Annotated in this window: 19 protein-coding genes; 11 read left to right on the top strand and 8 right to left on the bottom strand. The window is 68.8% G+C overall.

Annotation, left to right across the window (positions count from 1 at the left end):
- Positions 1-15: 15 nt before the first annotated feature.
- Together EES48_RS10845 and EES48_RS10840 are read right to left on the bottom strand one after the other, a co-directional pair.
- Positions 16-429, bottom strand: a complete 414-nt coding sequence (locus EES48_RS10845; protein WP_122466674.1) for a DUF2177 family protein — start codon at positions 427-429, stop codon at positions 16-18.
- Between the two features lie 13 nt (positions 430-442).
- Complete coding sequence (locus EES48_RS10840; protein ID WP_122466947.1) at positions 443-1,486, bottom strand: SAM-dependent methyltransferase; 1,044 nt, start codon at positions 1,484-1,486, stop codon at positions 443-445.
- A 182-nt stretch (positions 1,487-1,668) separates the two neighbouring features.
- Between EES48_RS10840 and EES48_RS10835 the strand changes: the two genes are divergently transcribed.
- The 7 genes from EES48_RS10835 to EES48_RS10810 all read left to right on the top strand — a co-directional run bounded on the left by EES48_RS10835 (position 1,669) and on the right by EES48_RS10810 (position 7,555).
- On the top strand, positions 1,669-3,042 hold the full coding sequence (locus EES48_RS10835) for an NAD(P)/FAD-dependent oxidoreductase (RefSeq protein ID WP_122466672.1): 1,374 nt from the start codon (positions 1,669-1,671) through the stop codon (positions 3,040-3,042).
- Positions 3,039-3,809 carry a DUF1365 domain-containing protein gene (locus EES48_RS10830; protein ID WP_122466669.1) on the top strand — a complete coding sequence of 257 codons (771 nt, stop codon included), beginning with the start codon at positions 3,039-3,041 and terminating at the stop codon, positions 3,807-3,809. The genes EES48_RS10835 and EES48_RS10830 overlap by 4 nt, the downstream gene beginning before the upstream one ends.
- A gap of 68 nt (positions 3,810-3,877) precedes the next feature.
- On the top strand, positions 3,878-5,083 hold the full coding sequence (locus EES48_RS10825) for an FAD-dependent oxidoreductase (RefSeq protein ID WP_122466666.1): 1,206 nt from the start codon (positions 3,878-3,880) through the stop codon (positions 5,081-5,083).
- A gap of 79 nt (positions 5,084-5,162) precedes the next feature.
- Complete coding sequence (locus EES48_RS10820; RefSeq protein ID WP_122466663.1) at positions 5,163-5,891, top strand: CoA transferase subunit A; 729 nt, start codon at positions 5,163-5,165, stop codon at positions 5,889-5,891.
- Positions 5,888-6,064 carry a hypothetical protein gene (locus EES48_RS14880; protein WP_162998124.1) on the top strand — a complete coding sequence of 59 codons (177 nt, stop codon included), beginning with the start codon at positions 5,888-5,890 and terminating at the stop codon, positions 6,062-6,064. Before EES48_RS10820 ends, EES48_RS14880 begins: the two co-directional genes overlap by 4 nt.
- Positions 6,064-6,714 carry a 3-oxoacid CoA-transferase subunit B gene (locus EES48_RS10815; protein ID WP_122466660.1) on the top strand — a complete coding sequence of 217 codons (651 nt, stop codon included), beginning with the start codon at positions 6,064-6,066 and terminating at the stop codon, positions 6,712-6,714. The genes EES48_RS14880 and EES48_RS10815 overlap by 1 nt, the downstream gene beginning before the upstream one ends.
- 70 nt (positions 6,715-6,784) lie before the next feature.
- A complete protein-coding gene (locus EES48_RS10810; protein ID WP_162998123.1) occupies positions 6,785-7,555 on the top strand; it encodes a hypothetical protein in 771 nt (256 codons plus the stop codon).
- Between the two features lie 49 nt (positions 7,556-7,604).
- Here the strand turns inward: EES48_RS10810 and EES48_RS10805 are convergent, their stop codons facing one another.
- Complete coding sequence (locus EES48_RS10805) at positions 7,605-8,324, bottom strand: M48 family metallopeptidase (protein WP_122466945.1); 720 nt, start codon at positions 8,322-8,324, stop codon at positions 7,605-7,607.
- Positions 8,290-9,570, bottom strand: coding sequence for a polyhydroxyalkanoate depolymerase (locus EES48_RS10800; RefSeq protein WP_122466656.1), 1,281 nt, complete (start codon positions 9,568-9,570; stop codon positions 8,290-8,292). The genes EES48_RS10805 and EES48_RS10800 overlap by 35 nt, the downstream gene beginning before the upstream one ends.
- Positions 9,571-9,733: 163 nt before the next feature.
- Between EES48_RS10800 and EES48_RS10795 the strand changes: the two genes are divergently transcribed.
- Positions 9,734-10,165 carry a DUF488 domain-containing protein gene (locus EES48_RS10795; RefSeq protein WP_122466943.1) on the top strand — a complete coding sequence of 144 codons (432 nt, stop codon included), beginning with the start codon at positions 9,734-9,736 and terminating at the stop codon, positions 10,163-10,165.
- Positions 10,166-10,169: 4 nt separating this feature from the next.
- On the opposite strand, the gene EES48_RS10790 is transcribed toward EES48_RS10795, so the two are convergent.
- Complete coding sequence (locus EES48_RS10790; protein ID WP_122466654.1) at positions 10,170-10,775, bottom strand: nitroreductase family protein; 606 nt, start codon at positions 10,773-10,775, stop codon at positions 10,170-10,172.
- Between the two features lie 36 nt (positions 10,776-10,811).
- Here EES48_RS10790 and EES48_RS10785 point away from each other — a divergent pair, with 36 nt between their 5' ends.
- The 3 genes from EES48_RS10785 to EES48_RS10775 all read left to right on the top strand — a co-directional run bounded on the left by EES48_RS10785 (position 10,812) and on the right by EES48_RS10775 (position 12,621).
- Positions 10,812-11,483 carry an NUDIX domain-containing protein gene (locus tag EES48_RS10785; RefSeq protein WP_240623322.1) on the top strand — a complete coding sequence of 224 codons (672 nt, stop codon included), beginning with the start codon at positions 10,812-10,814 and terminating at the stop codon, positions 11,481-11,483.
- Between the two features lie 20 nt (positions 11,484-11,503).
- On the top strand, positions 11,504-12,325 hold the full coding sequence (cysE, locus tag EES48_RS10780; protein WP_122466652.1) for a serine O-acetyltransferase: 822 nt from the start codon (positions 11,504-11,506) through the stop codon (positions 12,323-12,325).
- An 83-nt stretch (positions 12,326-12,408) separates the two neighbouring features.
- Positions 12,409-12,621: a DUF3126 family protein gene (locus tag EES48_RS10775; protein WP_122466650.1), complete on the top strand. Its 213-nt coding sequence runs from the start codon at positions 12,409-12,411 to the stop codon at positions 12,619-12,621.
- A gap of 6 nt (positions 12,622-12,627) precedes the next feature.
- On the opposite strand, the gene EES48_RS10770 is transcribed toward EES48_RS10775, so the two are convergent.
- The 3 genes from EES48_RS10770 to EES48_RS10760 are packed head-to-tail and all read right to left on the bottom strand — an operon-like array spanning position 12,628 to position 17,380.
- Positions 12,628-15,522 carry a bifunctional [glutamine synthetase] adenylyltransferase/[glutamine synthetase]-adenylyl-L-tyrosine phosphorylase gene (locus EES48_RS10770; RefSeq protein WP_122466648.1) on the bottom strand — a complete coding sequence of 965 codons (2,895 nt, stop codon included), beginning with the start codon at positions 15,520-15,522 and terminating at the stop codon, positions 12,628-12,630.
- Positions 15,522-16,943 (bottom strand): sensor histidine kinase, encoded by a 1,422-nt coding sequence (locus tag EES48_RS10765; protein WP_122466646.1) that lies wholly within the window; start codon positions 16,941-16,943, stop codon positions 15,522-15,524. The genes EES48_RS10770 and EES48_RS10765 overlap by 1 nt, the downstream gene beginning before the upstream one ends.
- On the bottom strand, positions 16,940-17,380 hold the full coding sequence (locus EES48_RS10760) for an endonuclease domain-containing protein (RefSeq protein ID WP_122466644.1): 441 nt from the start codon (positions 17,378-17,380) through the stop codon (positions 16,940-16,942). The genes EES48_RS10765 and EES48_RS10760 overlap by 4 nt, the downstream gene beginning before the upstream one ends.
- Positions 17,381-17,385: the final 5 nt, after the last annotated feature.

Raw genomic sequence — 17,385 nt, 5'->3', positions numbered from 1 at the left:
CCTCCACCTCGTGGCCTACCCCCAGCGCCCCTCGGCCCAGCGGGCGGCGAAATAGCCGCCGAGCGCCGAGGTTCCGGTCAGGACCGTGCCCCAGACGATGTCGGTGAGGGTCAGTTTCCACGACCAGACGCTGAGCGTCGCCTGATTGGTCAGGTCGTAGGTGGCGTAGGCGATGAACCCCAGCACCGCGCCGTTCAGCAGCGCCCGCGTCCAGGAGCCTTCGCGCAGCGCCGGGTCGATGGCCAGGAAGACGGTGCCGGCGATGGAGACCAGGTAGAAGATCACCGCCGCCGTCATGTCCGGTTTGGCGGCCAGGATGGGACCGATGATCGGCTTGTAGAGACGCGGCGTCATGGTGGTCAGCCACACAGCGTCGATGATGGCGAAGGTCAGGCCAGCGCCGAGATAGGCCGCGACGTATTTGATCATTCGGGGCGCTCCTTCACACCGGTTTCAGTCGATAGTGGCTGACGCCCCAGGTCCGGCCCTCGTCGTCGCCGAACAGCCCGGCGGTGGCCATGAAGAAGCGCCGCCAGCGACGCGTCCACAGGGCGGCGTCGTCGCCATAGGTCTGGGCCATCAGGTCGCGGACCTCGGATTTGTTCCGGTCCATGTTCTTCAGCCAGTCGTCGGCGGTGCGGCGATAGTTCTCGCCGGGCCAGGTCCAGTCCTCCTCGACCGCCAGCAGATCCGAGAAATGCCGGATCAGGCCGTGGCTGGGCATGATCCCGCCAGTGAAGAAATGCTGGGCGATGAAGTCGTCGGACTGGGTGTGGTCGAACCGGTAGGGGGCGTCGCGGTGGCTGAAGACGTGGATGAACATCCGGCCGTCGGGTCGCAGCCAGGACCGGCAGCGCGTCAGCAGGATGCGCCAGTTGGCCATGTGCTCGAACATCTCGACCGAGACGATGCGGTCGAAGGTCCGGCTCTGGCCGTCGGCCCCGTCGACGCCGTGGAAATCGTTCATGTCCTGAGTGATGACCCGCAGGTTGGTCAGGCCAGCGGCTTCGGCCCGCGCCTCGATGTGAGCCCGCTGCGAGGCCGAATTCGAGACGGCGGTGATCCGACTGTTCGGATAGCGCTCGGCCATCCACAGGCTGAGCGAGCCCCAGCCGCAGCCCAGTTCGAGAACGTCCTGGCCGTCGTGAAGATCGGCATGGGCGCAGGTTTCCTCCAGCGCCCGGACCTCGGCGTACTCCAGGGTCTCAGCGCCCTCATACAGGCAACAGGAGTATTTCAGGCGCGGCCCCAGACACAGTTCGAAGAACCGGGCGGGCAGTTCGTAGTGCTGGGCGTTGGCGGAGTCGGCGTGTTCGGCCACGGCCCGACGGCCCATGGCGCGGGCGAAGCCGCCCTCGTCGTGAGGGGCGGCGTCGTCCAGCCGCTTCCGGTAGGCCTCGACCAGGCTGGCGATCGCCGGGCGCGTGACCAGGTCCGGCGCGGGCGCGTCCTGAAGCTTGCGGATGGCGGCGTTGGTCAGGGTCACGCGGTCGGCCTCATGCAAAGATCCTTTTCCGTCGGCTGCGCGACTTAATGCGCATGACGGCGTTATGGCTCCGCTTGGGGAGATGCGGCAGTTACGCCCGCGCGATCCGGGCGTATGCGCCGGCGTCCAGACATTGGCTCCGCGCGTAGCTCTCGAGACCACGCCACGCCTGGACTGACCGCATGACGCCGACCCTGATCGCCGAAAGCTCGCCAGCGGAACCGCGCCGCCACTATGCCGTGGTCGGATCTGGGATCGCCGGTCTGTCCTGCGCGTGGCTCTTGTCCCGGCGGCACGACGTCACCCTGTTCGAGGCGGACGCTCGCGTAGGCGGCCACTCCAACACCGTGGAAGCGCCGACGCCCAGTGGGCCGGTCCCGGTGGACACCGGCTTCATCGTCTACAACGAGGACAACTACCCGAACCTGGTGGCTCTGTTCGACCAGCTGAAGGTCCCGACCAAGCCGGCGATGATGTCGTTCGCCGTGTCGCTGGACGGCGGCAAGCTGGAATATTGCAGCCAGGGTCTGGGCGCCGTCTTCGCCCAGAAACGCAACACCATGAGCCCCCGGTTCTGGCGCATGATCGGCGACATCCTGCGGTTCCAGAAACAGGCGCCCAAGGATCTGCCGGAGCTGGAGCGGACCGGCGAGACTCTGGACGCCTGGCTGAGCCGGCGCGGCTATGGGCCGCTGTTTCGCGAGGCGCATCTGCTGCCCCAGGCAGCGGCGATCTGGTCCAGCTCCATGGCGCAGATGGCCGACTATCCGGCGGCGGCCTTCGTGCGCTTCTACATGAACCACAATCTGCTCAAGATCGATTCGCGTCCGACCTGGCGGACGGTCGACGGCGGCAGCCGCGAATATGTGCGCCGGCTGCTGGAGGACTATCGCGGGCGGGTGGTGACCGAGGCGGGCGTCACCGGCGTGGTCCGCGGCGCCGATCAGGCCGCGCTGAGATTCGCCGACGGCCGGATCAAGCGGTTCGACGGCGTGGTCCTGGCCTGTCATTCCGATCAGGCGCTGCGCCTGCTGGAGGCGCCGACGGCCGAGGAGCGCCGCCTGCTGGGCGCCATCCGCTATCAGCCCAACCGCGCCGTGCTGCACCGCGACCTCAAGGCTATGCCGCGTCGGCGCAAGGCCTGGGCCGCCTGGACGCATATGGGGGCTTCGGCGCGCGCCGGAGAGGGCGGCGTGACCTATTGGATGAACCAGCTGCAGTCCCTGCCCGGGCCGCCGCTGTTCGTCAGCCTCAACCCGCTGAATGAGCCCGACCCGGCCACGGTGATCGGCCAGTGGGACTATGAGCATCCGGTGTTCGACCGGGCGGCGGTGATGGCGCAGCGCGAGCTGTGGTCGCTTCAGGGCCAGAAGCACACCTGGTTCTGCGGGGCCTGGTTCGGCTCGGGCTTTCACGAGGACGGCCTGCAGGCGGGCTTGGCGGTCGCCGAACAGCTGGGCGGGGTCCGGCGGCCGTGGTCGGTCGCCAACGAGAGCGGCCGCATCCATGTGACGCCGCCCGAGGGAACGGCCACGGCGGTCGACCGGGCGGCGTGAGCTCGGCCCTCTATGTCGGAGAGGTGACCCATCGGCGGGTGGCCCATTTCGAGCACGCGCTGCGTTATCGGCTCTACATGCTGCTGGTCGATCTGGACGAGGCGGCGAGTCTTACAGGGCGGCTGCGCTGGCTCTCGGGGCGACGGCTCGGACTGATGAGCTGGCGCGCAGCGGATCATGGCGATAGGTCCGGCCGTCCGTTGCGCGCCCAGGTCGAGGGGCACCTGGCCGCGGCCGGCATCGACATCGCCGGGGGGCCGATCCGGCTGCTGACCATGCCACGCATCCTGGGCTACGGCTTCAATCCGCTGAGCGTCTATTTCTGCCACCGGCCGGACGGAACGCTGGCGGCCCTGCTCTATGAGGTGACCAACACCTTTCACGAGCGGCATTCCTATCTGGTCGCCGTGCCGGAGCAGGTGACCGGACCGATAAGGCAGACGGCGGACAAGCGGTTCTATGTCTCGCCCTTCCTGCCAATGGACCTGACCTATGACTTCGTGGTGCGGCCGCCGGGCGAGGCGGTGTCGGTGGTGGTCAAGGTGAGGAAGGGGGAGGCGCCGGTGCTGACCGCGACCTTCGCCGGCGACCGGCGGCCACTGACGGACGGCCAGCTGTTGCGCGCCTTCGTCACCCATCCGTTGCTGACCTGGAAGGTGATCGGCGGGATTCACTGGGAGGCGGTCCGGGGCCTGCTGAAAGGGGCCAGGTATCGCGGCCGGGGTCAGCCGCCGGTCGAGCCCGTGACCGTCGGCCGGGCGGTCTGAGCGCCGTTGGCGCGCCGGGCGACGGCTGCTAGCCCTGTCGCTTGGATTGATCGGGCCGGAGACGCGCCGTGCAGACCAGACGCCTCGTCCTCGCCGGCATCGGCCTGACCGGCCTCACCGCCTGCGCCACGCCGGGCAGCGAGGGGGGCGGCGGAGCGGGAGCGAGCGGGTCGACCCTGGTGCGACCCCGTTTCGTGACCCCGCCGCTGGCGCCGCTGAAGGCCACGCCGAACCGGCTCAGCCGCATCACCGTCTGTACACGGCCCTTCCGGGGGGCGGGGCCGCGTCTCGAGGCCGAGGCGTTCGGCGACAAGCGGCTGGTCCACAACTATGGCCACGGCGGCGCGGGCTGGTCGCTGTCGTGGGGATCCGCCGAAGGCGCGGCGGCCCTGGCCCTGGACGGCGGCGCGCGCGAGGTGGCGGTGATCGGCTGCGGCGCCATCGGCCTGACCACGGCGCTGACCCTGCTGCGGGCGGGCGCGACGGTGACCATCTACGCCGCCGAGCGCGCGCCCTTCACTCGTTCAGCGCGGGCCACCGGCCTGTGGTCGCCCAGCTCGCGCGTCGCCCAGGACGACCGGATCGACGCGGGCTTCGCCGAGCGCTGGGAGGCGATGGCGCGGCGGTCGTGGGCTGTCCACCACAGCCACCTTGGCCTGGACGGCGATCCGGTGAAATTCGTCGACATCTACGCCCTGAACGACGCGGCGGGCGGCCAGGCGTCCAGACCGGGCCCGGCGCCCTCGCCCGGATCAGTTCCCTTCTCGCATCTGGGGTCGCGCCTGCGCGGCCTGGCGCCGTCCAGCCGGCCGCTGAACAAGAGCGAGCATCCCTTTCCCGTGGCGAGGGCCCGCATGGCGCCGGAGATGACCTTCAACGTGGCGGAGTACGCGGACAAGATCGCCGCCGACGTGCTGCTTGAGGGCGGGCGCATCGAGCAGCGCGTGTTCCATGCGCCGCCGGAGCTGGCGGCCCTGACCGAGCCGGTGATCGTCAACTGCACCGGCTATGGCGCGCGGGCGCTGTTCGGCGATGAGACGGTCGTGCCGGTGCGCGGCCAGATCGCCTGGCTGACGCCCCAGCCCGAGGTGACCTATGGCCTCTACTATCGCGGGGTCAGTATGCTGCCGCGGGCGGACGGCATCGTCATCCAGGCGATCGGCGGCGGTGACATGGTCGGCTATGGCGTCGAGGATGAGACCCCGGACCGCGCAGAGGCGGAGGCCTGTCTTGAGGCCATCGCGCCCTTGTGGGCCGCCAGCCGATCGGCGTGACGCTTGCCCCCCCTTCGCCCGCGCGTTACGGGACGAGAGAACGCCGCGATATTCATCAGACGGTGAAAAAGGGAGCGCGATGCAGAAGATCTATCCCGACGCCAAGGCGGCCCTGGAGGGTTTGACCTTCGACGGCATGACCGTGATGTCCGGCGGCTTTGGCCTGTGCGGCATTCCCGAGGCCCTGATCGCCGCCTTGCGCGACAGCGGGACCAAGGACCTCACCGTCATCTCCAACAATGCGGGCGTGGATGGCTTCGGCCTGGGCCTGCTGCTGGAGACCCGTCAGATCAAGAAAATGATCAGCTCCTATGTCGGGGAGAACAAGGAGTTCGAGCGCCAGTATTTGTCGGGCGAGCTAGAGCTGGAGTTCAATCCGCAGGGCACCCTGGCCGAGCGCATCCGCGCTGGCGGCGCCGGCATCCCAGCCTTCTTCACCGCCACCGGCGTCGGCACCCTGGTGGCCGAGGGCAAGGAGGTGCGCGACTTCGACGGCCGCGACTATGTGATGGAGACCGGCCTGGTCGCCGACCTGTCGATCGTCAAGGCGTGGAAGGCCGACGCGCGCGGCAACCTGATCTTCCGCAAGACGGCCCGCAACTTCAATCCGATGATGGCCACGGCCGGCAAGGCCTGCGTCGTCGAGGTCGAGGAGATCGTCGAGGTCGGCGCGCTGGACCCCGACCACATCCACACCCCCGGCATCTATGTCGATCGCCTGATCCTGGGCACGCCCGAAAAGCGGATCGAACAGCGCACGACGCGCAAGCGGGCCGGATCCGCAGCGGCGGGGAGCGAAGTGGGATGAGGTCGCGGTTCACCCTGCTCGTCGCCGGCGCCGTGGCTCTTCTGATCGCGGTGGTCCTGGTCATGTCCGGTGCGGTGTCGCTCGCTCCGGACCTTTCGGCCTTGGCGCCGTGGGTCGGCTTTGGCGGCGCGCTTCTGCTGTTCATTCTCGCGATCCGCTCGAGGAGATCCTGATGCCCCGAACCCGCGAACAGCTGGCCGAACGCGCCGCCAAGGAATTGCAAGACGGCTTCTATGTGAACCTGGGGATCGGCATTCCGACCCTGGTCGCCAACTACATCCCGGACGGCATGACCGTGACGCTGCAGAGCGAGAACGGCATGCTGGGCATGGGCCCCTTCCCTTACGAGGGCGAGGAGGACGCCGACCTGATCAACGCCGGCAAACAGACCATCACAGAGATCCCCGAGAGCGCCTATTTCAGCTCGGCCGACAGCTTCGCCATGATCCGGGGCGGACACATCAACCTGTCCATCCTAGGGGCCATGGAGGTGGCCGAGAACGGCGACATCGCCAACTGGATGATTCCCGGCAAGCTGGTGAAGGGCATGGGCGGGGCCATGGACCTAGTCGCCGGCGTCAAGCGCGTGGTCGTGGTGATGGACCACGCCAACAAGCACGGCCAGTCCAAGGTGCTGAAGGAATGTAGTCTGCCGCTGACCGGCACTGCTGTGGTCAGCCGAATCATCACCGACCTGTGCGTTTTCGACGTGAAACCGGACGGGGCGGGGCTTGAGCTGATCGAATTGGCCGAGGGCGTCACCTTGGACGAGGTCGCCGCTAAGACCGAGGCGAGCTACACCGTGAAGGCGGGCGTCGCGTAACGCCGGCTCTTGACCAACGAGTTTTCACCGCCTGCTATAGCGCCATCTACGGAGCACGGCGGGGGCGGGCGTGAACAAGGACTATCAGGACGGCTATCGCAATGCGGACGGACCGTTTCGTGACATGTTCGCGGTCGGCCAGAAGAAGGTCGGCCAGGATCAGGCGGACCAAGACGCGGCATGGCGCAACAGGACGGATCGCGGCGGCCTCGCCGCCAACCTTATCAGCATCGGCGTACTCGCTGTCGTCGTCTCGATCCTGGCCCATGTGATGGCGCCAGACACGGGCGCGGGCGCATCTGGCTCGACGCCCGTCCCGGTCGGAGCTCAGATCGCCATATCCCTCCCTGTCGTCTGGGTCGCCGGCTTCGTGATCGCCGGTCTCCTGCTGCCAGTGTTTGCCCTGACCCGCCTCATGAAGCTTCGCGTCAAGGGTCGAATGAAACCGGTATGGCTTCGCTCGGGACTGGCTCTCGCCGTTTCGGTCACGCCTCTGGTGACCGCCACCATTCTCTGCATGAACGTGATTGCTCGTGCTGAGAGCCCGGGGGCAGCGGTACCGGGCGATCTGGCTTCTGCGGGCGCGTCGCTCAGCGTTGGGATCATGGCAGTTTTGACCGGCCAGGATCTAAGCCAGAGCTACGTCATACCCCCCTCGCCAGCGATCGCGACGATGGTCATGGTTGGGATGATCATCATTGCGCCCTTTTGCTGCGGCGCAGGCCTGTTGGCGCCAGCGTTCCATCGGCACGCTCGTTGGGTTGCCGCGCCTGCCGTTCTGGGCCTCCACATTGCTGCGCTACTCAGCGTGTTCGCCGTGGCGGTGGGTTTGACGAGCTGATCTGTTGATCAAACGACGCCGGTTGCGGCTCACCCTCCGGAGCTTCTCGTCACCCCCTATTCACCGCGTGTAACGCCGCGCCGTGGTCTCTCAGCCAGGCGCGGTGGGGGCGGTGGTCGCCGACCAGGCCATGAACCACCCGCCAGTAGGCCGGGCTGTGGTCGGCGTGAACGCGGTGCGCGACCTCGTGGGCGGCCAGATAGTCGAGCACGGCCTCCGGCGCCATGATCACCCGCCAGGAGTAGCGGATGGTCTGGTTTTGCGGCGTGCAGCTGCCCCAGCGCGAACGGGCGTCCATAATCGAGACGGTCGAGGGCGTCAGGCCCAGGGTCCGCTCATGCACGCGGGTGCGGGCTTCGAGCCGGGCCCGGGCCTCGCGGCGCAACAGGTTCTCGACCCGCCGGGCGAAAGCGTCGCCCTCGCCGCCGGACAGGATCAGCGGGCCGTCCGGGTCGTCCGCGAACCGCGCCGCGCCGGCCCCGCGAACGGCCCCAAGGCGGTAGGATCGGCCGCCCAGAATGACCACGCCGCCGGGGGCGAAGCGGTGGGCGGGGGGCCGCGCCGACTGGCGTTCGGCGATCCAGCCGCGGCGCGATCGCGCGAACTCGACCGCTTCCTTCAGCCGACGTTCGGAGGGAGCGGTGGCGATCGCCTCGCCGGAGCGGGCGTCGATGCGGATGGAGATGCGACGGGCGCGACGGTTGATCCGGAGAACGACCTCCGGACCTCCGGCCTCAAGCCGCAGCTTCAGCCCGTCGTGAAGGCGCACAGAGGGCCTCGTTCCTGGCGATGAAGTCGCGGGTCAGGGGATAGATCTCGTCGCGGAAGCGCCGGCCGTTGAAGACGCCATAGTGGCCGACCTTGGGCTGGACGTGCAGCACGCGGCGATCCTTGGGGATGTTGGGGCACAGGCCATGCGCCGCCTGGGTCTGGCCGACGCCGGAGATGTCGTCGTTCTCGCCCTCGACCGTCATCAGCCCGACGTCGGTGATTGCGTCCAGACGGATCGGGCGGCCGCGATGGCTGAGCTCGCCCCGGGGCAGCAGGTGCGACTGGAACACGATGTCGATGGTCTGGAGATAAAACTCTTCGGACAGGTCCAGGACCGACAGATACTCGTCGTAGAATTCCTGGTGTTTGTGGACGCTGTCGCCGTCGTCTTCGACCAGATGCTCGAAATACTGGCGGTGGGCGTCGATGTGGCGTTCCTCGTTCATCGACATGAAGCTGTAGAGCTGGACGAAGCCCGGATAGACCCGCCGGCCGAAACCCGGATAGGGCAGCGGGACGGTATGGATCATGTTCGAGCGGAACCAGGCGAAGGGCTTTTCCTCGGCCAGCTTGTTGGTGACTGTTGGCGACAGGCGCGCGTCGATGGGCGACCCCATGAAGGTCATGGAAGCGGGGCGCGCGGCCTCGTCGTCCTCGGCCATGCGGGCGACCGCGGCCAGCACCGGCGGGCCCGGCTGGCACACGGCCACGACGTGGGCGCGCGGCCCGACCTCGGCCAGCATCATCCGGACGTGGTCGATGTAGTCGAAAAAGTCGAACCGCCCCTCCAGCATGGGCACGTTGCGGGCGTTCTCCCAGTCGGTGACATAGACGTCGTGATCCTGGAGGAAGGTCTCGACCGTACCGCGCAACAGGGTGGCGTAGTGGCCTGACAGCGGGGCCACGATCAGCACATTGGGTCCGCTCGTCGGCTTGCCGGCCGCTTTCAGATCGGCGGCGTTGCGGGTGAAGCGCACCAACCGGCACCAGGGCGACGACCAAACCACTTCCTCGATCGTCCGCACCTCGTGGCCGTCAATCCGGATGGTCTCCAGCCGCCAGTCGGGCTTGCCGTAACGGCGCGTCAGGCTCTCGAACAGCTCGGCCGAGGCATAGGCCGTGCGGCCGATGGCGGTCTGGGCGGCCGGATTGAAGGGAGACGTCCAGAAGTCCCGGCCCATCTGGGCCCAGAGACGGAACGGCGCGGCCGACTGATAGGCCAGTTCGTGAAGGGCGTAGAGCATGCGACTCGCTGACGGCGGCTTCGGACGATGAGCGGATCATGAAACGCACCGCACTGCAAAAAGATTATCACTGATCAGATATTCGCAAGCGCGAGATCATGACCGAGTGACGGCGGAGGCACCGTCCGGTGGCGCGACGCCCGGCGATCCCCATCTCATGCCCATGAAACTGTTCACCATTGGCTATGAAGGCGCGACCCAAGGCGTAGTCATCGAGCGGCTGAAGGTCGCGGGCGTAAAACGGCTGGTCGATGTGCGGGCGGTGGCGGCGTCGCGCCGCGCCGGGTTCTCCAAGACCATTCTCGGTGAAAGCCTGAAGGCCGAGGGCATCGATTATCGCCATCTCCGCGCGCTGGGCACCCCCAAGGCGGGACGCGACGCCGCCCGCAAGGGCCGGATCGACGAGATGCGCGCCATCTTCGACGACCATCTCGCCGAGCCGGCGGCGCAGCTGGCGCTTGCGGAGCTGCGCGAGCTGGTGTCCGAGAGGCCCACGGCCCTGCTGTGTTTCGAAGCCGATCACGCGGGCTGTCACCGGGCGGTGCTGGCCGAACGGCTGGCGGCGTCGGACGGCTATGAGGTGGTGGCGCTGTAGCGCGCTAAAGGCGCCGGATCAGGGAGGCCGGGTCGGGCCGGGCCCGTTCCAGGGGCGGCTCCGCGGCGGTTCCCAGATGGATGAAGCCGGCGATACGTTCGCCGTCGCCGATGTCGAACAGCGCCAAGGCCTCAGGCGCGTAGCTGTACCAGTCGGTGATCCAGTTGGCGGCCCAGCCCATCGCGTCCGCCGCGTGGATCAGGTTCATGCACACGGCGCCGGCCGACAGCTCCTGCTCCCACACCGGCACCTTGTGGTCGGGCGTGGGGGTGGAGACGACCATCACCGTCACCGGCGGATTGACCAGCTTGGCCAGAACGGCCCGAGCCTTGTCGGGCTTGGGCTGGGCCTCGGCTTGGGGCTTGAGATTGCGGCCGATGGCGGCGCGGGCCTCGGCCGACAGAACCACGAAGCGCCAGGGGGCCAGCTTGCCGTGATCCGGCGAGCGGGCGGCCAGAGCGATCATGTCCGTGACGGCCCCGTCGTCCGGGCCCGGCGCAGACAGCGCCTGGGCAGGACAGGAGCGGCGCCGCGCCAGGCGGCGGATCGCCTCGTCGGAGCGGGTGGGGGTCGGCAGGGCGTCGCCGAGCACGGGCAGATCGAGAGTCATTCTCAGCATCTAGGCGCGGCCCGGCCCGGGCGCCATATGCCGATGGTGACCGAGGACGCGCCCAAGCCCTTCTCCGCCGCCGACCGGCCCGCCGATCCGCCCTGGGCTGCCGGCGTCGCGCGACCGCGACCGTGGACCGCCGAGCCGGGCCGGGTTGCGTTCGACAATCCGTGGATGGCGGTGACCGAACAGCCGGCGACGGCGCCCACGGGCGCCGCGGCAAGCTACGGCGTCATGCGGCCGAAGTCGCTGGCGGTCGGCGTCCTGCCGCTGCATGGCGACGGCACGGTGACCTTGGTCGGCCAGCAGCGGTTCGCCCTGATGAACTTCTCCTGGGAGATGCCCGAGGGAGGCGCGCCGTTCGACGAGGATCCGCTGGAGGGCGCGCGGCGCGAACTGGCCGAGGAGGCCGGACTGAAGGCCGGTGTCTGGGTCGAGGCGCTGCGGATGGAGCTGTCCAACTCGATCACCGACGAGCGGGCCGTGGCCTGGCTGGCGTGGGATCTGTCTCCAGTCGCCGGGTATGCGCAGGACGACACCGAGGCCCTGGTGATCGCCCGCCCCCGCTTCACCGCGCTGCTGGACGCCATCGCCGCCGGACAGGTGCGTGACGCCTTTACCGTGGCGACGGCCTTGCGCGCCTACCACATGGCGCGGGAGAATGTGCTGCCGGGCTGGCTGGCCCATGTCATGCTGGCCCCGCGCTGACCCGTCCCCAAGGAGGACGCATGGCCCATCTGAAGCCCGTCGAACAGACGCCCGATCTGTGGACCCGTCTACGCGACAGCGCCGCCGAGGCGGCCGCCAGTGAACCGCTGCTGGGCTCGCTGCTTCACGCCACCCTGTTGTCGCACGAGACCATGGCGGCGGCGCTGAGCTTTCAGATCGCGCGCAAACTGGGCGATTCCGAACTGGGCCCGATGAGCCTGCGCGAGGTGTGTCTGGAGGCGTTCGCGGCAGATCCGGCCATCATCGCCGCCGCCGAGGCCGACCTGGGCGCGGTCGAGGAGCGCGACCCGGCCATCCGCTCGCTGCTGCAGCCGTTCCTGTTTTTCAAAGGCTATCAGGCCCTGCAGGCCCACCGCGTCGCCCACTGGCTGTGGGGCCGGGAGCGCCACACCCTGGCGCTCCATTTCCAGAGCCGCATGTCGGAGCTGTTCCAGCTGGACATCCACCCGGCCGCGCGGATCGGCTCGGGCGTCTTCCTCGACCACGGCACAGGCATCGTCATCGGGGAGACGGCGGTGGTGGGCGATGAGGTCTCCATGCTGCACGGCGTCACCCTGGGCGGCACCGGGGCCGAGCGCGGCGACCGCCACCCCAAGATCGGAAGGGGCGTGCTGATCGGGGCGGGGGCCAAGGTGCTGGGCAATATCGAGATCGGCGACTACGCCAAGGTGGCCTCGGGATCGGTGGTGCTGAAACCCGTGCCCACCGGCTGCACCGTCGCGGGCGTGCCGGCCCGCCTGGTCAACTGCCCGACCGGCGAGAGCCCGGCCCGGACCATGGATCATACCCTGGCCGACGTGGTCTATGACTTCGTGATCTGAGCCAAGCCGCCCGATCCGCGTTTGTAATGAGGCGCGGCCCTGACTAGGGTCCGCCGCCTTCCAAGACAGCCAGAGGCTCGCCCGTGAACGACACCGACATCAAGCGCGTCGAGACGCACCTCAAGCGCACCTTCAACACCGGCGGCATTCACCTGAAGGCCCGTCCCAAGCCGAACGATTCCGCCGAGGTCTATGTCGGCGACGAGTTCATCGGCGTGGTGTTCAAGGATGAAGACGACGACGGCAGCTTCATGTTCGAGATGGCCATTCTGGCCGAGGACCTACCGCCGGTCTGACCGAAGTCAGGCGACGATCGCCGCCCAGGCCGCGTGGGCGCGGGCGCGCAGGGTGGCGAGGTGGTCGTGCAGGGCTGCGAAATCATCCTCTCCGACCAGCCGCGCCAGGCGGTTCTGGAAGCCTTCGGGCTCTTCCTCGATCGAGATGGCGTGGCGAAAGCAGGCGTTGATCACCTGATTGAGCGTCTGGTGGAGGCGCCAGCTCTCGCCCAGGGCGGGGTCCAACCCGGGCGTGGCCAGGGCCTCCAGCGTCGAGACGCCGAGCGGGGCCAGGCCCGTCAAGCGCGCAACTTGAGCAGCAAATTCGCAATCCACCTGGGCCCCGGGGTTGAGCTTCAGGTCCCAGAAGCCCGACGCCGGCCGTTCTCGCGTCATCAGCGCTCGCATCTCGCGCGCGTCATGACGCACCGTCGCCGGGTCACGCGGATGGGACAGCGCCTCGGCGACGGCGTCCGCGACCTCCGTGGCGAAGGTGTCGTCGTCAGCCCACACCACCCGCGCCCGGGTCAGGGCCATGACCTCCCAGGTGTCCGCCGCCGAGGCGTAGTAGTCGCGGAACGCCGGCAGGGACACGGCCACCGGTCCGGCCGAGCCTGACGGCCGCAACCGCATGTCGACTTCGTAAAGCTCGCCTTCGGCGGTCGGCGCCGACAGGGCCGCGATCAGCCTTTGGGTGAAGCGGCCGTAGACGACATCTGCGCTCCAGCCCTTCTTGTCCGACACGGCGTCGGGCGCCTCGGCGCGGTAGACGGTCATCAGGTCCAGGTCGGAGCCGGCCGTCATCTCGCGCGACCCGGCCTTGCCCAGCGCCACCACCGCCACCGCGCCCGCAAAGGCGCCGGCCCGCGCCTCGATCTCGCGCCAGGCGTGCGGCGACAGGGCACGGATGGCGGCGTCGGCCAGGTCGGCGTAGCCCTCGCCGGCGGCCCAGACCTCGGCCCGGCCGGTGACCACCTGCATGCCGATGCGGAAACGCTGCTCGCGGGTGATACGACGCACAACGTTCATGGCCGTCTCGAGGTCGGCCGCGGTCTCGACCTCCCGGGCCATTTCCGAAAGAACGCCGGAGTCCTCGGCGATGTCGCGGTCGAACCGGGCGTCCAGCACACTGTCGAGCGCGGCGGGGCTGCGGCCCAGGGTGCGGGCCAGGCGCGGCGCGAAGGCCATGACCCGCACCACGGTCTCGAACAGGGCCGGTTGGGCCAGGAACAGGGACATGACCTGCACCCCGCCCGACAGCTGTTCGAAGAAGGTCGAGAAGCGCCTGAAGGCAGGGTCGGGCGCCCCCGTTTCGGCCGCCACGGTCAGAAGTTTGGGCGCCAGGCGGGTGAACAGCTCGCGCCCGCGGGCGGTCCGGGTGGCGTTGATGCGCCCGTGGTGCCAGCCGCGAATGGTCGCCGCCACCGACGGCGGATTGGAGAAGCCCATCCGTTCCAGGGTCGCCAGGGTTTCGGGATCGTCCTCGACGCCGGTGAACACCAGACTGCCGAACGGCGACGACAAATCTTCCTCGTCGGAGAACAGCTCGCCGTAGCGGCGATTGACTCCGACCAGCAGCGCCTCGACCTCGGCGTCGAAGGCGGCCAGGTCCTCGACGCCGGACAGCGCGGCCACGGCGCGGCGCGCATCGTCGTCCTCGGGCAGGGCGTGGGTCTGCTCATCCTCCAGCATCTGCACCCTGGGCTCCAGGTTGCGCAGGCGCCAGTAAGCGGCGGTCAGGTCGTCGGCCGTGGGGGCCCCCAGATGACCAGCCTCGGCCAGGGCGGCGAGCGCTTGATCGGTACGAGGCGCGCGCAAACGCTTGTCGCGGCCGCCAAGGATCAGTTGCTGGGTCTGGGCGAAGAACTCGACTTCGCGGATGCCGCCACGTCCGAGCTTCAGATTGGCTCCGGCGGCGACCAGGCCCTCGCCGGTCTTGTGGGCATGGATCTGGCGCTTGATCGAATGGACGTCGGCGATGGCCTGATAGTCCAGGCTGCGGCGCCAGACGAAGGGTTCCAGTTCGTCCAGAAAGGCCCGTGCGGCCCGGAGGTCGCCGCACACCGGCCGAGCCTTGATGAAGGCGGCCCGCTCCCAGTTCTGGCCGACGGATTCATAGTAGGCCAGGGCCGCCGGGGCGGCGACGATAGGGGGCGTGGTCGAGGGGTCGGGCCTTAGCCGAAGATCGAGCCGGAACACATAGCCGTCGCCGGATCGCTCCGAGAGCAGGCGGGTGACTCCTTGCGCCAGTTTGTTCAACCAGGTCTGGACATCCAGGCCTTCGGCGAAGGCGGTCGCCGTGATTTCGGGATCGTAGAAGAGCGACAGGTCGATGTCTGAGGAATAGTTCAGCTCGCCCGCGCCGTGCTTGCCCATGGCGAGGCCGAACAGCCCGGGAACCGGCCCGCGCGGATCGTCCGCGGCCGAGATCAGCTTGCCCCGGAGGCGCAGGGCTTGGGCGGCCACGGCCAGGGCGGCGCGCACGGCGGCGTCGGCGAAGTCGCTGAGCGCCTGGGTCACCCGCGCCGCGCTCCAGACCCCGCCAAGATCGGCCAAGGACAGCGTCAGGTGCATGTCGCGCTTGAGCCGTCGCAACGCCGCGTAAGCCTCCGCCTCGGCGCTGTCGTCGGCATCGGAGCCGATGACGGCCAGCACCTCTGTGGCGGCGATGATCTCGGCCAGCCGCGCCTCGGGATCGGCGACAAGGGTGTCACGCAACCGCTCTGGCCTACGTCTGACCAAGGCGGCCAGATAGGGCGAGGCGGCCACCATCGGCGCCAGCGCCGGCCAGGCGGCGTCAAGGTCATCCGACCACCCACCTTGCTTGGCCGCTGAGGACAGATCCTCGCGAACCCTCTCGGCCGCCTCCCCGTCGACCACGGGGCCGGGGGGCGTCAGTCGGGGCCCGAGCGGTTTTCCCATCAGTCGGCGGGAGGCAGGATGAAGGCGACACGCAGGCCGGGTCCGGACACGCCGCCGTCGTCCTGGTCGACCGCGCCGGGGCCCTCGTCGATCTGCAGTCGCCCGGCGTGGGCTTCGGCCACGGCCGCGACCAGGGCCAGCCCCAAGCCGGACCCCGGTTCGGTGCGGCTGTTCTCCAGCCGCACGAAACGCTGAGTGACCCGATCGCGATCCTCGGCCGGTACGCCGGGTCCCGTGTCGGTGATCGAGAACTCGATCTCACCCGACGATCGCCGTCGCGCCCGCAGCATCACAGCTCCACCGGGCGGGGTGTATTTAATGGCGTTGTCGATCAGATTGGCCAAGGCTTGGCTCAGGAAGGCGCGGCTGGCGCGGATGAACAGGCCGCGATCGACCTCGTGGCCGAAATCCAGCCCCTTGTCCTCGGCGGCGGGCTGGTAGAGCTCGGCCATGTCGGCGGCCAGATCGCCGGCGTCGAACCGGTCCATCTCGGGGGTCTTGGCAGCCTGAAGCCGGGCTATGGCCAGCACGGTGTTGAAGGTCTTGAGCAGGTCGTCGGCCTCGCTCAGCGCCACCTGCAAGGCGTCGACGGCGTCGATACGGCCCGCCTCGGCGTCGATCAGGGCCACCTCCAGCTTGGCCCGCATCCGGGTCAGAGGTGAGCGCAGGTCGTGGGCGATGGCGTCGCCGGCATGGCGGATCGAGGCCATGGAGGCCTCCATCCGGTCCAGCATGATGTTCAGGCCGTCGGCCAGCTCGTCCAGCTCGTCGCCGCGCCCCCGCACCTCGGCCCGCGCTTTGAGATCGCCGCCCTGGACAGCCGACACCACCGTCTGGATACGGCCCATGCCGCGCTCGACATTGCGGCTGATGATCAGGCCGCCGACCAGGCCCAGGATCAGCACCAGGGCCATGGCGGCCCACAGCGCCTGGGTCAGGCGGGCCAGATAGTCCTCGATGTCGCCGATGTCCTGACCCACGAACAGCAGGTCGTTGGGGCCCAGCGGCGTCTCGACCCCGATGGCCTGTCGCATCTGCACGCGCCCGTCTTCGTCCACGTCCGGCACGCGGAAATCGTCCCAGCGCGGATCGTCGCCCGCCGCGCGCGGATCAAAGGGCGACTGGCTGATGTTGGCGGTCTTGATCGCCCCGGCGCGGTCGCTGAGCACATAGAGGTAGGAGCCGCCGCGCGAGACCCGCTCGATCAGGGCGGCGTTCAGCGCATTGTCGCCGCGCTCGCGGTGGATGCCGGCCAGAACCTCGACCTCGGCCCGCACGCTGGCCTCGGCCGCCGATCGCGCCTCGGACGCCGACACCACATAGACCCAGGCCAGCACCGCGCTGGCCGCCGCCGCGAACAGGGCAAGGAACAGCAGCGTCAGCCGAAAGGGCGTGCGTCGGAAAAGGGAGGGGAGTTTCACGGCGAATCTCCCTCCCCTTCAGGGGAGGGTGGTCGCGCGGCGACCGGGAGGGGGCGCTCCTCGCCTTGATCGATGGCAAGCCCTGCCCGCCGACTTGGCCGCGCCAGACACACCTCAGTGATCTGCGCGACCACCCCTTCCAGACGATCTCGCACATCGTGGTTGTCGAACCGAAGTGTCAGCCACCCGGCCCCGGCCAACGCCGCGTCACGCTGCTTATCCGCTCGCATCCGTTCTTCGGTCCAATGCGATGTGCCGTCCACCTCGCCCGCGACCCGCCTGTCCAGATTGGCGAAGTCGAGAATGAAGCCCATCATCGGCGCCTGTCGCCTGAAGTGCAGACCCTCTGCACGGAGTTCGTGCAAGGCCAGCCACAGCCGCGCCTCGGCGGGCGTCAGACGTTTTCTCAGGTCTCGTGCGCGGGCGATGATCGCCACTCAGC

Origin of the sequence: Brevundimonas lutea, assembly GCF_003704105.1 — a bacterium.
GTDB classification, from domain to species: Bacteria; Pseudomonadota; Alphaproteobacteria; order Caulobacterales; family Caulobacteraceae; genus Brevundimonas; species Brevundimonas lutea.
Note: the sequence above shows the minus strand (reverse complement) of the source record. Positions and strands in the feature narration are given on the sequence as shown.

Coding starts and splice junctions, on each gene's coding strand:
- EES48_RS10845 (WP_122466674.1), bottom strand. CDS start 429: ATGATCAAATACGTCGCGGCCTATCTCGGCGCTGGCCTGACCTTCGCC.
- EES48_RS10835 (WP_122466672.1), top strand. CDS start 1,669: ATGACGCCGACCCTGATCGCCGAAAGCTCGCCAGCGGAACCGCGCCGC.
- EES48_RS10820 (WP_122466663.1), top strand. CDS start 5,163: ATGCAGAAGATCTATCCCGACGCCAAGGCGGCCCTGGAGGGTTTGACC.
- EES48_RS14880 (WP_162998124.1), top strand. CDS start 5,888: ATGAGGTCGCGGTTCACCCTGCTCGTCGCCGGCGCCGTGGCTCTTCTG.
- EES48_RS10815 (WP_122466660.1), top strand. CDS start 6,064: ATGCCCCGAACCCGCGAACAGCTGGCCGAACGCGCCGCCAAGGAATTG.
- EES48_RS10800 (WP_122466656.1), bottom strand. CDS start 9,570: ATGCTCTACGCCCTTCACGAACTGGCCTATCAGTCGGCCGCGCCGTTC.
- EES48_RS10795 (WP_122466943.1), top strand. CDS start 9,734: ATGAAACTGTTCACCATTGGCTATGAAGGCGCGACCCAAGGCGTAGTC.
- EES48_RS10790 (WP_122466654.1), bottom strand. CDS start 10,775: ATGACTCTCGATCTGCCCGTGCTCGGCGACGCCCTGCCGACCCCCACC.
- EES48_RS10785 (WP_240623322.1), top strand. CDS start 10,812: ATGCCGATGGTGACCGAGGACGCGCCCAAGCCCTTCTCCGCCGCCGAC.
- cysE (WP_122466652.1), top strand. CDS start 11,504: ATGGCCCATCTGAAGCCCGTCGAACAGACGCCCGATCTGTGGACCCGT.
- EES48_RS10770 (WP_122466648.1), bottom strand. CDS start 15,522: ATGGGAAAACCGCTCGGGCCCCGACTGACGCCCCCCGGCCCCGTGGTC.